The sequence below is a fragment of the Enterococcus pallens ATCC BAA-351 genome (assembly GCF_000407485.1).
Classification (GTDB): domain Bacteria; phylum Bacillota; class Bacilli; order Lactobacillales; family Enterococcaceae; genus Enterococcus_A; species Enterococcus_A pallens.
Genome location: NZ_ASWD01000003.1, coordinates 711,823 through 726,796 on the forward strand (window position 1 = coordinate 711,823; position 14,974 = coordinate 726,796).

Annotated in this window: 14 protein-coding genes; 4 read left to right on the forward strand and 10 right to left on the reverse strand. The window is 40.9% G+C overall.

Annotated features, from left to right (window positions below; all coding sequences use genetic code 11):
* Positions 1-2: 2 nt before the first annotated feature.
* A complete protein-coding gene (locus I588_RS15970) occupies positions 3-1,274 on the reverse strand; it encodes a cytosine permease (RefSeq protein WP_010759798.1) in 1,272 nt (423 codons plus the stop codon).
* A 215-nt stretch (positions 1,275-1,489) separates the two neighbouring features.
* Positions 1,490-3,052, reverse strand: a complete 1,563-nt coding sequence (locus I588_RS15975; RefSeq protein WP_010759799.1) for a PucR family transcriptional regulator — start codon at positions 3,050-3,052, stop codon at positions 1,490-1,492.
* Between the two features lie 230 nt (positions 3,053-3,282).
* Here I588_RS15975 and I588_RS15980 point away from each other — a divergent pair, with 230 nt between their 5' ends.
* Both I588_RS15980 and I588_RS15985 read left to right on the forward strand, forming a co-directional pair.
* Entirely contained in the window at positions 3,283-4,707 is a 1,425-nt protein-coding gene (locus I588_RS15980; protein WP_010759800.1) for an amino acid permease, read from the forward strand.
* A 131-nt stretch (positions 4,708-4,838) separates the two neighbouring features.
* Entirely contained in the window at positions 4,839-5,540 is a 702-nt protein-coding gene (locus I588_RS15985; protein WP_010759801.1) for a DUF554 domain-containing protein, read from the forward strand.
* 10 nt (positions 5,541-5,550) lie between these two features.
* On the opposite strand, the gene I588_RS15990 is transcribed toward I588_RS15985, so the two are convergent.
* The 5 genes from I588_RS15990 to I588_RS16010 all read right to left on the reverse strand — a co-directional run bounded on the left by I588_RS15990 (position 5,551) and on the right by I588_RS16010 (position 10,491).
* A complete protein-coding gene (locus I588_RS15990; protein ID WP_010759802.1) occupies positions 5,551-5,928 on the reverse strand; it encodes an ACT domain-containing protein in 378 nt (125 codons plus the stop codon).
* On the reverse strand, positions 5,929-6,345 hold the full coding sequence (locus tag I588_RS15995) for a GNAT family N-acetyltransferase (protein WP_010759803.1): 417 nt from the start codon (positions 6,343-6,345) through the stop codon (positions 5,929-5,931). It lies immediately after the preceding gene.
* Between the two features lie 108 nt (positions 6,346-6,453).
* Positions 6,454-8,217: an ABC transporter ATP-binding protein gene (locus I588_RS16000; RefSeq protein WP_010759804.1), complete on the reverse strand. Its 1,764-nt coding sequence runs from the start codon at positions 8,215-8,217 to the stop codon at positions 6,454-6,456.
* Positions 8,210-9,940 (reverse strand): ABC transporter ATP-binding protein, encoded by a 1,731-nt coding sequence (locus I588_RS16005; RefSeq protein ID WP_010759805.1) that lies wholly within the window; start codon positions 9,938-9,940, stop codon positions 8,210-8,212. The genes I588_RS16000 and I588_RS16005 overlap by 8 nt, the downstream gene beginning before the upstream one ends.
* A 167-nt stretch (positions 9,941-10,107) precedes the next feature.
* Complete coding sequence (locus I588_RS16010) at positions 10,108-10,491, reverse strand: VOC family protein (protein ID WP_010759806.1); 384 nt, start codon at positions 10,489-10,491, stop codon at positions 10,108-10,110.
* A gap of 68 nt (positions 10,492-10,559) precedes the next feature.
* On the opposite strand from I588_RS16010, the gene I588_RS16015 reads away from it, so the two are divergent.
* Positions 10,560-11,279, forward strand: a complete 720-nt coding sequence (locus tag I588_RS16015) for a methyltransferase domain-containing protein (RefSeq protein ID WP_010759807.1) — start codon at positions 10,560-10,562, stop codon at positions 11,277-11,279.
* Between the two features lie 95 nt (positions 11,280-11,374).
* Here the strand turns inward: I588_RS16015 and I588_RS16020 are convergent, their stop codons facing one another.
* Genes I588_RS16020 through I588_RS16030 form a run of 3 tightly spaced genes read right to left on the reverse strand, consistent with a single transcriptional unit; the run spans position 11,375 to position 13,731 of the window.
* Entirely contained in the window at positions 11,375-12,055 is a 681-nt protein-coding gene (locus tag I588_RS16020; RefSeq protein ID WP_010759808.1) for a Pr6Pr family membrane protein, read from the reverse strand.
* Between the two features lie 22 nt (positions 12,056-12,077).
* Complete coding sequence (locus tag I588_RS16025; RefSeq protein ID WP_010759809.1) at positions 12,078-12,929, reverse strand: GRP family sugar transporter; 852 nt, start codon at positions 12,927-12,929, stop codon at positions 12,078-12,080.
* A 16-nt stretch (positions 12,930-12,945) separates the two neighbouring features.
* Positions 12,946-13,731, reverse strand: a complete 786-nt coding sequence (locus I588_RS16030) for a glucose-1-dehydrogenase (RefSeq protein WP_010759810.1) — start codon at positions 13,729-13,731, stop codon at positions 12,946-12,948.
* 167 nt (positions 13,732-13,898) lie between these two features.
* Here I588_RS16030 and pepA point away from each other — a divergent pair, with 167 nt between their 5' ends.
* A complete protein-coding gene (pepA, locus tag I588_RS16035) occupies positions 13,899-14,969 on the forward strand; it encodes a glutamyl aminopeptidase (protein ID WP_010759811.1) in 1,071 nt (356 codons plus the stop codon).
* Positions 14,970-14,974: the final 5 nt, after the last annotated feature.

Sequence of the window (14,974 nt, forward strand, 5' to 3'; positions counted from 1 at the left end):
GCTTACTCCTCCACTTCACGAATTTGAGCTGACTGCTTCACAAAAACTTTGTTGCCAATTAAATAGCAAATAAATGATAAAACAATCCCAATCAATGGCTGATTCGGTAATTGCGGCAGGCTTGGGAAAAAGCTCAAAATCACTGGTGTACTAGCAACTACCGCTCCAATTAGCCATGAAAGAATCCCTAACCAATTTACTCCGTCCACCGGCTGCCATTTTTCTGGATCTCCTTTTTGGACTACCCAATAAGAGGCGATCATCACGCCTGCTACCGCGGGAACCATTGCTGATAAGACCGACATGATCGGGACAAAGTAATTTAAAATACCTACAACTGCCAAGACGGTTCCGATTCCACCAGCTACAGCAACCGCCATTTTTTCCTTTTCCTTAGAAATATTGAATACATTAATCATTGCCAAACCACCTGAAAAGGCGTTGACTGCATTTGTGGTCCAAGTAGCTAGAATCAATGCAATTACTCCTAGGACCGGCGAACCCAATCCCATAAATACTTCAGCAATATCTGCAGTTCCAGCAGTCAAGGTCAAAATAGCTCCCACACCAATCATCAAGACACCAGAAGGCAATATCCCTAAAGTTGCTGCCTTAATAACGTCTCCTCGTGAAGCACAATATTGTGAATAATCACCAGCAATTACCGCTCCTAACGCAAAGGAACCGATTGTAATCGCTAAGCCAGAAGCCATCGAGACGTCTCCAGTTCCTTGGTAACTAAGAATCTCACCTACTGAACTATTACTAATCGAAACAATAACGCCATAAATACAAGTTACTACCAAAACTGGTACGGCCACATAATTCAGGATATTCAAAAACTTAATCCCGTAAAGTGCTGACACCAGCATAATCACACCCCAAATTAAAGAAGAAATCTGTATCGGCAATTGAATGCCATAAGTTGCTAAAAAGGTCGTAAAGGCCTGACCGCAAACGTTGGCCTGAATCCCAAACCAGCCTAAGCAAGCAATCATCAAAATAATCGAAATAATCTTTTGTGAGCCTACCTTGCCGAATACCTGTGAAGCCATACTTACTGTCGGCTTATGTAAATCCGCTCCCTGCATCCCCTGCAAAATCATCAATACCACAATAATTCCATAGCCCACTAATCCTACCAGTAAGGCTTGTAAAAATGACATGCCTGAAACCAACGTACCACCAATCATTAAACTAGGCACACAGATCATTGCCCCGGCCCAAACAAACGCTAAACTTTGCCATGATTGATTATTCTTTTCTTCATTCATGTCAATTCCCCCTTTTGTATTGTTACGATTATATAAGATGAGAGCCGTCTGCGTCTTTTGCATAATGAAAAAAATATGGCAATATTTTGTCTAAAATGAAAAAAATCTCATTTTAAGAAGACTTTGTGGTTCATACAGGGGAAAACAGACTGATCACTGATAAGCGCACAAAAAAGGAACCAAAATGCCGATTAGACAGTTTGGTTCCTTTATACTTAATCATTAATCACACAATAAATCATACAGGCTAGATAGCACTCATAGCTTTCAGAAAAGTAGGTGATATTATAGCCTAACAGCTCACTGATTTTTTTAATCCGGTATTTTACCGTATTTTTATGGATGAACAGCAGCTCGCTGCATCGCTGAAAATCCGCACTGGCATCCAATAAATAGCAGCAAAGTGTTGTTAAATACTCTTGATTATCAATAATTGGTTCCAAGATCGACAAACATTGCTCTACCTCAGACTCACCTGATTGCACCAGCTTCAAGGCATAAGCCACTTGACGAAGCTCACTAATTGAGAAATTCTTGCGCTCCTTGAATATAGCAGGCAATTGATCTGAAACCTCACTGACCAGCTGATAAGTGTTGCGAACATCCGTCGTATTACGCATGCGCGGACACAAAACAATGCTGTCAATCATCTGCTGGTGCTGAGTAATTCGCATAAACTCATTGCTCAGCTCAATTTCTGAATCGTTATGACGGTAATTCCCCAATAGAACAATCAAGCGGTTTTCCACCACCTGCACGACACAGGTCCGATAATACTTCGCCACATGCTCCAGCAGCTCTTCTTTAATTTCCTTTTCCTCTTGAAGATTATTTAATTGCAGCAGCCACATCATATCAATGGCCTTCACATCCACTGACAGACTCTTGGCTAAGCGATACATTTTTTCACTTTCATCATTTAAAATCGCCTGCACCAATGCGTATTCACTGACTTCTCCATGCTTTTTCCCCCACAGATTCAAGGAAACCCGAACCAATTCTACTGATTGCTCACACTCTACCTGAGTTAACAGCGTATGCTCTCGAATGATGTGCAGCTTCAATACGCCATTATCTTTATGATAAATCTCTTTATAATAGAAGGAATACTCATCCTTCTGCAGCTGTAAGCCATCTTCAATTGGATTTTGCTGAACAAAGCGCGCTACATCCATCGTAGAATTACGTGGCCATTTGATTTGGTTGATTACCTCTCCATCCGCATTGGTTAAAACAATATTGGCTCGCAGCAAATCAGACAACAGCTTTAACGTCATCTCAACACTGCGTAAATGCTCCGGCAGCAAAGAAGCCTTTTCCAACACCTCATTGACAATGTTATCAGGTGATTTTTCCTGCAGAATTTCTGTCATAATTTCAATGATCGCTTCATTATATCGTAGCGATACATTGTTTTTAGGCATTTGAATAATCACAAAATCTAACTCATTTGCCACATCAATGACTTCCTGCGATAGCTTAGGAATCACGATCCCCACATAGTATAACAACATGCCGATTTCACCGATACTATGCAAATACCGAATCGCCGCACATTGCTTTCTCACATCATCACGAATACTAAAAAATGAAGTAATGATTATTTCACCGGCATAATACTCATTCTCTAAGGCAATTTCTTTTGAAAAAAAATCCATATCAGAAACCTCTAAAAAGGACAAAGAAGTTACTGTGCTGGTTAAACTATTATGGCCAGCGATTACTTCTGCTTCCCTTAAAGAAGGCAGCAGTAATAAATTTTTTAATTTTACTCCCATCCTAATCAACCCCCTGATCTTTTTTTAAGATAGCAAATTAAGGAATACTTGTCTATGGGCTCCAAGTAATTATTTTTTCCCTATCAGTTGACGAGTACCCTTCTTTTATGGCAAGATAAACCGTATTTTCAATTGGAAAGGAAGTTTCCTCGATGGTGGCAGTCTATCGAAACAAGCCCCCATGTGATGTAATGCATTCCCGCATTTAATCATATCAGGAGGTTTCTTAGATGGAAGAAAAGAAAAAATTTATTTCCTGGCCAGTTTTGGCCTTGATGTCCTTTGTGACAGTGATCGGCTTCGATGATATTATTTATAATTTTGCTAACCAAGGCATGGGGGTTATTACCTCTTGGATCATTCTGCTGCTTTTATACGTCATTCCCTATTCATTAATGGTAGGGCAATTGGGCTCGGTCTTTAACCACGAAGGCGGCGGACTAAGCTCATGGGTACGGGGAACTAGCGGGGATCGTTTAGGCTATTTCACAGCCTGGACCTATTGGGCGGCTTCGATTCCTTATGTGGTGGATACCGCGAATGCTGTGGTGGTCGGCTTCGGCTGGTTGATTAACGGCAATGATTCTATGGAAGATACGATGTCCAATTCCATGTTTGCTTTATTGACCTTTGTCATTTTCTTGGCCTTTATTTTCTTGCAGCGACATTTCAAGAAATCGTTGGAAGTCCTTAGTACCCTAGGCGGCGGTGCGATGTTTATTCTTACCGTATTGTTTGTCTTCATGACCTTTACCTCATTATTTATGCCTAATGGACATGTAGAAACACAGCCCATGACCTGGCGAACACTGCTGCCGAAGTTTGACCTGCATTATCTGACAACAATCGGTTTATTGATTTATGCGATCAATGGTGCTGAGCTGGTTGCGCCCTTCGTGACTCGCATGAAGAAGCCTACGCGTGATTTTCCTCGGGCGATGGTTATGCTGACGGTAATGACCATTTTTCTGACTGTATTTGGTTCGTTTTCTTTAGGGGTGTTTTTTGATGCCCATCACTTGCCAAATAATTTGAAAATGAATGGCTCATATTATGCTTTTCAACGCTTAGGCGAGTTTTATCATTTAGGTAATACCTTGATGTATGTTTTTGCTGTCACACAAATTATTTACATGTGTGCTCTGCTAGCCGTTTTGTTGGATGCCATGACCCGCATGCTGATTTCAGACACTGGCAAACAATTTTTACCGAAGAAATTGACGAAGCTGAATGCGGAGGGTTTGCCAATTAATGGCTATATTTTAACCACCAGCTTAAGTGCCTTCATTTTGCTTTTAGGAGTATTTCTACCTGAAATGAATGATATTTTCAACTGGTTATTGAACCTGAACGGCATTATTTCCCCAGGGGTAACCTGTTGGATTTTCTATGCCTTTATCCGTATTCGGATGGACAGCCGCAGGTTCCAATCTGATTATGTCTTTATTAAAAATGACCGCATGGCAATTTTTGTCGGCTGGTGGTGCTTAGTGATCACCATTTTGGCAACTATTTTTGGCATTCTGCCTCAGGATGCTGCTTATGGCTCGTCTCTGTTCTGGCACGAATTAATTTTGAATATCGTTGGGATCGTCGTTTTAATTGGGTTAGGCTTTGTGATGCCCGCCTTGGCAAAACGCGAACAACAAGTCTAAGAGTGGAATTCTTCCACTCTTTTTTCATGTAGTTGTTTCAAAATCTGACAAGTCATGGTAGTATGTTGAATAACTGAGATTTTAATGTTTTTCTCACATAAAATTTAGAATAGATGGAAAGGTGTGACAGGATGCTGTTACTGGGATCAATCGTTAACGGGTTAGCAATTGTTGGAGGCAGTCTTTCAGGTATTGTATTAAAAAATATGACAGAACAAACGAAGGATACCGTGACTAAAGGCATCAGTCTAGGGGTTATCGCCCTAGCGATTCAAATGGCGATTCAAGCCAGCTCCTTTATTCTGATCATTATCAGTATTTGTATTGGCGGGATGATTGGAGAATTTCTAAAAATTGAAGATGGCATGAACAACTTAGGTCTGTTTCTGGAACGGAAATTTGCCCGCGGCAACAGTAATTTCGCTGAAGGCTTTGTAACTGCCACGTTGATTTATTTAATCGGATCAATGGGGATTATCGGAGCGATCGAAAGCGGGGTTGCCGGCAATCATCAGACCTTATTCACTAAAGCAGTGATGGATGGATTTATGTCGATCATGCTGACAGCTTCTCTAGGCGTAGGCGTTTTGTTCTCAGCCTTTCCGGTAGTGCTTTACCAAGGAGCTATTACCATTTTTGCCAGTTTTATCGTGAAATATTTGCCGCAGGAACTGCTGGACGTCTTGATGCATGAAATCAGTGCCATCGGAGGCTTAATGATTTTAGGTATTGGATTGAATATCATCAAGCTGACCAAGATTCGGGTATCCAATTTTTTGCCAAGTATCTTAGTTTTGATTGCTTTTTTGATTCTTCAATATTACTACTTCTAAACCAACGGGCTTATGCCTCGCTGGTTTTTATTTTGTATCCCTTGGCTGCTAACGCCGCTAAGGCTGCTTCAAAATCATTGCTCTTGATTAACACATAATCAGTATTATAAGTCGAAAGAGCAAATACACTGATTTTCTCTTCAGCTAGGATGCCAGTAATTTTAGCTAAAATACCAACTAAAGCAAAATCCAGTACACCTTCAATCTTAAATCCGCGCCAATCATCTTCTCGTTGAATCGTTTCGTTTGGTACCGTCTTAGTAGGTGCTACCACTGAATTTTCTTCATCAGTTGCGCCAATAAATAACGGACGAATGCTTAAATCAATCTGGTTTAAATCAGCCACCTGAAAAACTGATAACTCCTCTTTCATTACAACTAACTCCATTTAATTTCTCCTTTTCACAAAATAGTATTTGGTCATCCCAGTCATCGGAACATCTTCCAGCTGAGCAAACTTCTGATAGCCATTCTTTAGATAGAAATCAGCCGCCTGATATTCCTTAGTGGTCAAGGTAATGGTGTTGATCCCGATAGCAAAAGCTTTCTCCTCCATCGCCTTTAGCAGCTGACTGCCCACACCAGCGTGTCGAGCCTTGGCATCAACCGCCAGCATGGAAACATGTAAGGTTTGATATTGATACTTCCCTGTAATCCCTCCAAGAAGCTGACCTTCCTGCCAAGCACCTAGCGCTATTTCCTTTTCCGCTTCCATTTCCTCAGCGAAAAACTGGCGATACTGGTCATCAAAAATTTCTGCTAAAAACGGCCGCAGCTCCGCCTGTGCGGTTTCTCTAATTTCCATGGCGATCTCCTATTGAATCGATTTCCCTTTATTATAATCTAAATGACAGTAATAGTTAAACTCCCTAGCCGCAAAAAGACTCTAGCCTTCGCCAGAGCCTTTTTCCGCTTATTTAGCTTCTTCTAGTTCCATCGGTTCTCCAACTATCCAAGTTCGAGCCACCTTTTGTTCGTGGATCATTTTGGCATACCAGCCCTTCATCTGACAAAGCTCCTGATGATTGCCCTTTTCCAAAATCTCACCATCCGAAAGAACAATGATTTGATCAGCGTTAATAATTGTATTCAAGCGATGAGCAATAACCACAACCGTTTTTTCAGCCATCAAACGATCCAAAGCCAAATTAATTTCCTTTTCATTGTCGGCATCTAAGCTGGAGGTTGATTCATCCAATAGCACAACTGGAGCATCCTTCAATAAAGCGCGAGCAATCGATATCCGTTGTTTTTCGCCACCACTTAAGGTTGAGCCGCCTTCACCCACCATCGTATCATAGCCATTTTCCAGCTGCATAATAAATTCATGACAATTGGCTAACCGACTAGCCTTGACTACCTCCTCCATAGAGGCATTTGGTTTGGCAATCCGAATATTATTCAAAATCGTATCATTGAACAAGTAAACATCCTGCAGGACACAGGTAATCTCTTCTGTTAAAGCGTCAGGGCGAATTTCCCGAACGTTCTCACCACCAATTGTGATGGTTCCTGTTGAGACATCCCAGAAACGTGAAATCAAACTAATTACTGTTGATTTGCCAGAACCGGAAGGTCCGACTAAAGCAGTCGTTTTCCCATCCTCTACTGTAAAGGTTAAATTCTTCAATACAGGAACATCATTTTCATAGCTAAAGGAGACATCTTTAAAATCAATCCCGTGATTCATACTCTCGAAGCTTTCCTTCGTATACGGCAATGGCTGTGTTTCAAAAATCTGACGTAAGTTATCTGCTGATTTAGCAATATATTTTAGTTCTGGGTACAACATGCCAATTACCATCAACTGACTAGAAGTGGATACACTCAGCATCAATACAGCAATATATTGCTCCGGAGATGTATTACCTTGCAGCAGCAGATTGGTTCCCCAAATCAGCGCCACCGGAATCATAAAAGAGACAATGGTTGAAAAGATCATGACATAGGGCATCATGGATAATTCCACTCGAATCGATGACTTTTTAAATTCATTAAAGGAATGATCCAACCGTTTGAATTTTGTTCCTGTCAGCTGGTATAAGCGGAACGTTTTAATCCCGTTAATGTATTCAACCACGCGAGAGATCACCGCATTCATTTTTTCCCGATGCTCAGGTGCAATATTATGTCCAACTGTCCCTCCTTTAATCATTAAAGGTAAAGCAATCAGAATCATCACCACCATCACCCCAGCAAAACGAAAATCAATAATCAAGGCGCCTAGCATACAGACACACACGCTGAACATCGCTCGGATAAAATCCGTTAAATTATGAGACAATACTTGCTCAAAATCAGAGATATCCGTAGAAAAATAGCTGGTTAACCGTCCGACACTATTTTGATTAAAATACCCCGAATTCAACCCTCGAACATGTTCAGCCAATTTTAAACGCAGGTCAGTGGCAATTGCTGAGCTGTTCATCTGCAATGAGTAAAAAACATAGCGTGCTAAAATTGCCCGAACAACAAAAACGATTGCCAACACTGCCAAACCTTGGAAGAAAAATGTCTCAGTAAATCGTTGAGACACCAAATTTACAATTGCCAAAATCATAACTGAGTAAAAGACCATATTCAAAAAAGCATCAAAAATTGACAATACAATCGGTTTATACAACAGCTTAACATTGTCTCCTACAACAGTCTTCACATTTCGAATAATACTAATCATTTTGCCCCTCCTCTGCATAGATAGCCCACAGCTTCGCGTAGCTTCCTTTGCGGTGCAGCAGCTCTTCATGCGTTCCTCGTTCAACAATCCTTCCTTCGTCAAAGACGCAAATCTGATCGGCGTGCTTAATGGTATTTAGACGATGAGCAATCATAATCGTTGTTTTATTTTGCAGCAACTCATTTAATGCCAGCTGAATCTTCCGTTCATTTTCAATGTCGGTAAAACTGGTCGCTTCATCAAAAATAACTAGCGGTGCATCCTTCAAGATAGCTCGAGCAATACAAATCCGTTGCTTTTCCCCACCAGACATCTTTATGCCCGCTTCTCCCATTACTGTATCGTAGCCATCTGGCAAACTTATGATAAAGTCATGAATCTGGGCCGCTTTGGCTGCCGCCTGAATTTCTTCGTCCGTAGCCTCGTCCTTACCCACCAAAATATTCATGCGAATGGTATCACTCAGCATAAATGCATCCTGAAAAACAAAGCTCATGGATTCCATTAAGCTCGACTCATCAAAGGTATCAATTGATTGACCGTTCAAACGAATCTGGCCTTTTTGAATATCCCAAAAGCGCGGAACCAACTGGGCTGTTGTTGATTTGCCTGAACCAGATACCCCAACAAAGGCCGTTAATGTATTCGCAGGAATCGTTAACGAAATATCATGCAATACTTCATCCTCCTCATAAGAAAAATGAACATTTTCAAAAGCAACGTCAACTTGATTCAGCACCTGATGAGTAGAACCAAATCCTTGCTGCGGCAAATCCATAATGTCTTTGATTTTTTCTGTTCCAGTCAAAATCTGGCTGATTGCCACCGCAAATCCGCTTAAGCTTTTTAAGGAAGAAAGAAAAACAATACTCATAATCAAGAAAAACAAATAAGTTGGTAAATCTACACTGCCCTGCAAATACAACCAGCCTCCAACTGGAAAGCTAAACAATAAACCAGATTCAATTAAAACCATAAATAGTCCATAAGGCCATGCCTGCGCTCGACTACATTCCGTCCACATTTTGTGGTATTCCTCAACCGTATCTGAATACTGCTTGAAGCCTTTGGCAGTTACATTAAAGGATTTCATGACATTCATCCCATTGATAAATTGCATAATAGAAGAATTCAACTGTCCGACCAATTGATGATACCAACTCATGTATTTTCCACTGGAGCGCATTCCCACAGCCAATACAACAGCTCCAATTAAAATGGGAATTAACAGACACAAGGCCAATCCGACATGCAGTGTACATAAATAGCCAAACATCAGAAGCGGAACCACCAAAGCCTTAGCCAAATCTGGTACTTGATGAGCCAGCATCGTTTCAATCCGCTCGGTATCTTCAATAATGGTTTTTTTCAGCTTTCCCGATGTCGTCTTAGTGAAAAAGCCTAAATTCAAGGTAGCAATATGAATACTCAGACGTTTACGAATTTCATACAGCGTATTAAAAGCCCCAATATGAGACAATGAACCGCTGATTAACATCGCTACAAATTTCACAATAATAGCTATCCCTGCATAAACTGCATACTGCATCGCTAAGTCGATATTGGGATTATTCCCAAACAGAAACAGCAACACACGATACAGCATTACTAACGGTACAAAGTCCATAATTCCCGAAATAATACTAAATAAGGCAGAAAATAGCAGCAAAATACTGGATTTCCCAGCCAACCTAAACAAATACCCGACGCTTGCCTTTTCCATACGAAGTCCTCCAAAAATTTAATTGATAATGATTCTCAATCTCAAGTGAATTATTACATATGTTATTCAACAAGTAAAGGACTTTCGAGGTAGTTTGTGCATTTATCTTCAATTTCCTGTGGAAATAAAGAAAAAAAGACAAGCCGCAGCTTGCCTTAACTTATTGTTTATTCGGTTATCTCAATCTGGATTCCTTCCATTGCTACAATCGCTGATTCATAGTACCCATCCCCAGTAGTGCGTGGACCTGATAATACTTGATACCCATCGGCTAGGAATCGTTTCGTCAGCTCGTCAACTTTTTCTTTGCTGCCAACACTAAAGGCTAAATGAATTAAGCCTGCCTGGTACAAGGAAGGTGCGCCCCCCTCCACTTCAGGTCTAGTCATTAATTCTAAGCGTGAACCATCCTCGAAGCTAAGAAAATATGTTTTCAGACCGGTTTTAGGATTGTGATACTGGTTATTGCTCTTTGCCTCAAAATATGTTTCAAAAAATTCCCGCATGCCTTCTAAATCATGGACATACATTGCGATGTGTTCGATTTTCATCCAATTCCCCTTTTCTTTTTCTCTGTTACCACTAATGGTATACTATTCGGCAGAAAGAAGGAAGACTCATGACTGAAGATTACTTAAATGAGCTGGAACAATTTTGGGATGCTTTTGCTGAAGAATATGAAACGATTCAGCAGGAATCACGTTTTCCGATTGCTGAGGAGTTAAAGCAATTCCTGCTGCAACAAGAAATTTTGCCTGCTCACTCTTTTCTTGACCTAGCTGGAGGAAGCGGCCGCTATTTAGCAGAACTTCAAGATGCAGTTGAACACTATACGTTGGTGGATATTTCTAATGAAATGCTGGAGATTGCGCGAACGAAGCAAAAAAATTCAAAAATAGACTTCATTCACCAAGATCAAAATAGTTTTTTCAAAACAGATTCGCAGTCCTATGCTGTTGCTTTCACGGCAATGAATCCTGGATTAGTCACCCAAGAAGACCTGCTGAACTTTTCCCGGAAAAGTCACAGCTGGTGTTTGATTCTGCGTTTAGTTCAGCAATCTGACAGCTTGTTTTCGCCTTACGAAGTCGTTGAAGAAGAAGTCGATTTAATGAAAAACTATCAAATTTCTTTGAAAGAAGCAGGAATTCCTTTTGAAATGCAGGATTTCAATTTCTCAGCCCGCGAAGAAATTACTCGTGAGTTCTTTGAAGCTTACTTTGCCGAAGAATTCTCCCCTCAGCAGGCAAGAGAACTGGCTGCAGAAGTTTTTGGCTCGAATAAAACCCTAATGAATCTTCAAAACGTCACCTATCGACTGATTTACTACCGGGTTTGAGATTCCTGTGGATTCAATAAATGAGCAAAAAAGGCTTTCCGCTCGATTTTCCAATAACCAGCTATCACCATAAAATAAAAAAATCTCCTCGGCAATTAGAGGAGATTCCTTTTAGTAAATGGTTTGAAGCGGTTGGTTAGCCAGGCAATCAGTTTCATTAAATAGCCAAATAAAGCAAAGACAACTAATAGAACCAGCACGTTAATAACTACTCGTGTCCAGCCTAGTTCATCGGCATCAATGAAAAAGTAAGGATAGTAGCTGCCAAAGCCGGCAATCGGCCCGCCAATTTGGGCACGAATAATCGTAAATCCCCAATAAAGCAGCGGCAGAATCGTCCAGGTCCAAGGCTTAATCCTTTTTGTATCGCTTGTATTCACAAATAAAACCCAATCGACAAATACCATAATTGGTGTAAAGGTATGAACTAGAATATCTGAGAAACTATTTACAGCATAGCCTGAAGTATCCGAAATAGTAGGCACTAAAATAAAATTATAGATCAAACCAGTAATCACGATGATTAAGGTTAACGCACCCATGCTATTCGGCGAAAAATCAGCCGACCACATCTGTTTCAAAGAAAGACTTTTGACGATACTTTTAATCAGCAAATATAAGTAAGCACAAAATACCAGCAGATTGCTTTGAATCGTATAAAACACTAGCTGATTCAATTCAAACCGACCTTCAAACAGCCCCAACAGCAATGCAAGTCCCCACCCGCAGCCGATAACCAATACCAAACGAAAAATATTTTTTATCGTAAGATACAACGAGTTAACTCCTCCTTTCATTTTATAAAAACGCCGTTGTCACACTTCCAATCACAATCAGAGCTAACCCGATTAATGTAAAGCGGAACTCTTTAGGGTTTTTTTTCTCATTTAGAATAAACATACCACCTAATGTCGAGATAACTACATTCAACTGAGTAATTACATAAGCAGTCGCTACTCCATTGCCCTGTGCTGAGAAAATATAAGCGAAGGCTGAAATACTGAAAATAATCCCGACAATAACTGCTTTCCAGCTTTTATCGCTTGAAAAGGCAGTTGGCTGTTTAAGGATAACATAAATTAATGCAGCAATAAATACACCTAACATCTGAGGAAAGAAAATAGCAGCTCCAGGTGCATCTACTAGTTTAGGCAGCGCACTGTACACCCAATAACCCACACTAGTACTAGCTAAAATAATTAATCCCTTGCTAGTTCCACCTTGGTCATCTGAGCCTTCTGTAATAGCGGTCATCGCGGCTCCAATAACCAGCAGCACAATTGAGCCAAAACCAATAATTTTAGAGGTGGTTCCAGCCCATTCTCCGAAGGCAAAAACACCGATTAAGGAAGTTCCTATCAGCTGTAAGCCAGTTGAGATCGGCATCGTTCGCGAAACACCTAACAAATTAAATGCTGTATATTGTCCCGTTTGCCCAATTACCCAAAAAGCGCCAGAAGCCATTGCAATTAAAAATGTGCCTAAAGAAACACTTTGACTGGAAAAGAAAAAATAGACAATCAGCCCAACAATCAACGTACCAATTCCTGTACCTAAAATTTCATTGGTGGGACGACCACCGATCTTTTTTAGAATCAGCGGCTGAATGCCCCAGCCGATCGCTGGCAATAATGCAATTAAAATATTCATCCATCACCCCTCCATTCTATCCTTTTCCACCTTGAAAAGATGGGTATAATTTCATTCCGCCATCTACAAACAGTGTTATTCCTGTGACATAGCTGGATTCATCGGAAGCTAACCAAGCAGCCGCTGCGGCTACCTCGCTTGGCTCACCTATTCGCTGCATGGGCACCATGCTGGTAGTTGTTGCCAATTGTTCTGGGTCAGCAAATTTCTTGGCATTGATTGGTGTATTGATAGCACCAGGTCCAATACTGTTAACCCGAATATTACGCGCCGCATATTCCATCGCTACTGTTTCAGAAAATAATTTTACTCCACCCTTAGATGCGGCATAGTGAGCAAAGGTGGGCCAAGGGATTTGTTCATGAACTGAGGACATATTGATAATGTTGCCTTTTTTGTCATGGGCTAAGAAATAATTTAACGCAGCCTTTGTTCCCAAAAATACCCCCGTCAAATTAACATCCAGCACCTTTTTCCATTCCTCTAATGGCAATTCATGGGTTTCGTATTGATTTTCCATGCCGGCATTGTTGATCCAAACGTCCAGATCACCAAACTCCTTTACTGCGGCATCAATTAAGGCTTGGTTCCCCTCTTCGGTACCAACATCTGCTTGAACTGCGATTCCTTTTCCGCCAGCTTCTTCAATTAATTTAACGGCTTCATCGGCCCCTTGTTCATCCGAATGATAGTTGACTACTACGTTCATTTGTTCTTGTCCAAAGCGTTTGGAAATAGCTGTTCCAATTCCTTTTGAGCCGCCGGTAATTACGGCTACCTTGTTTTTTAGATCCGTATACATATATTTTTTCCTTCTTTCTTGAGATGAAAATGCGTCATTCAATTTACAATTACTCTACCTGTTTTTATTTTTCGTTGCCAATAATCGGCTCAAATAGCAGTCAGACCTTACAGATCCGTCAAAAAAGATTATAATAATCAAATATAAAAGAAAAAAGGAGCGTATGTATGAAGGAAGCTACGTTTAACCGGATTAAAGAATTGACAGAATTACAAGGAACCAGCGGCTTTGAAGATGATATTCGGGCCTATTTAAAAAGAGAAATGACCCCTCTAGTAGATGACATTCAACAAGATGGCTTAGGTGGGATCTTTGGCCTGAAGCATGCAGCTGACGATGCACCTCGCGTAATGGTAGCAGCTCACATGGATGAGGTTGGCTTTATGCTGACGGAAATTACGCCGCGAGGATTATTCAAGGTTGTTCCTTTAGGCGGCTGGAATCCCTATGTTGTTTCGGCACAACGTTTTACCTTAAAAACTAAAAAAGGAAATTATCCTTGTATTTCTTCCTCCGTACCGCCCCATTTACTGCGAGGAACTGGTGGACAAGCTCAGGTAAAAGTTGAAGACATTTTATTTGATGCTGGCTTTGAATCAAAGGAAGAAGCCTTGGAATACGGTGTTCTGCCAGGGGATACTATCGTCCCTCAAGTGGAGACCATCAAAACAGCCAACGGAAAAAACATCATCAGCAAAGCTTGGGATAACCGCTATGGCTGCACGGTCGTCTTGGAGGCTTTAGAAGCATTAAAAGAAGAAGATTTAGACTATACATTAATTGCTGGTGCGAATGTGCAAGAAGAGGTTGGTTTGCGCGGAGCCAGACCAGCAGTCACTAAGTTTAAACCGGATTTATTCTTTGCAGTGGACTGTTCTGCAGCAGATGATTTAACTACTACCAATGGCACATTTGGTCATCTAGGCGAAGGAACCCTACTGCGTATTCAAGATCCAGGCATGATTTTACTGCCTCGCTTGCGGGAATATTTGCTGGATACCGCTGAGACTCACAATATTCCTTATCAATACTTTGTTTCTAAAGGCGGGACCGATGCTGGAGCTGCTCACATGGCTAATGAAGGTATTCCCAGCAGCGTAATCGGCGTTTGCGGACGCTATATTCACACTCACCAAACCATGTTCAGTATTGCTGATTTTGATGCAGCCCGAGAAATGCTGATTCAAGTGTTGAAAGGTTTGGATCAAAGTACGATCAATACGATTATTTACGGATAAACCTA